The sequence below is a fragment of the Xenorhabdus beddingii genome (assembly GCF_002127545.1).
Lineage (GTDB): Bacteria > Pseudomonadota > Gammaproteobacteria > Enterobacterales > Enterobacteriaceae > Xenorhabdus > Xenorhabdus beddingii.
Genome location: NZ_MUBK01000160.1, coordinates 1 through 515, shown reverse-complemented (window position 1 = coordinate 515; position 515 = coordinate 1). Strand labels below are relative to the sequence as shown.

Here is a 515-nt window from a genome sequence, read left to right as displayed (position 1 = left end):
ATAGACAACGCCTCTGCGCCCCGGTCGCCAGTCACCGATTAGCTCTTCTACATCCTCTTCACAGCACGCCTGTATCACCATCATTGAAGTTGATAGAATGTTACGGCCAAATGCCGGCTTGCGCATCAGCGTAATCAGCCAGTCGGGGATCGTCCCATAGGCTAGTGCTGCGCGGTGCATTAATTCCTGAGTCTCTGCACCATTGAGCAGGGTATACACCGCCACAATTTGCTGAGGCGTACCTATACGTGTCATGGCCGCAAATGACGGCTGCAATAAATAATCGGTTTTATCAGTGGCGATAACCATTTCACCAATATCAATAATGGGCGTCATAACTCCTCCTGAACATTATCAAGGGCACTGAAAAATGCCCTTTGTAATATTAGGCGGTGACTGTGACCACGCATCTTGTTGTTTTGTTGCCATCCTCTGTGGTAACAGTGATGTTTGCATTTCCCTCGGCGATGCCTCTAACTGTCACCACGCTACCGATCTTACTCACAGTGGCTACG

At 49.3% G+C, this 515-nt stretch carries 2 protein-coding genes; both read right to left on the bottom strand.

The genetic code is table 11. The annotated features are described in order from the left end of the window. On the bottom strand, positions 1–336 hold a 336-nt coding region (locus tag Xbed_RS19045), incomplete at its 3' end, for a DUF6246 family protein (RefSeq protein WP_244182575.1). 49 nt (positions 337–385) lie between these two features. After that, positions 386–505 (bottom strand): hypothetical protein, encoded by a 120-nt coding sequence (locus tag Xbed_RS19635; RefSeq protein WP_279625553.1) that lies wholly within the window; start codon positions 503–505, stop codon positions 386–388. Positions 506–515 lie beyond the last annotated feature (10 nt).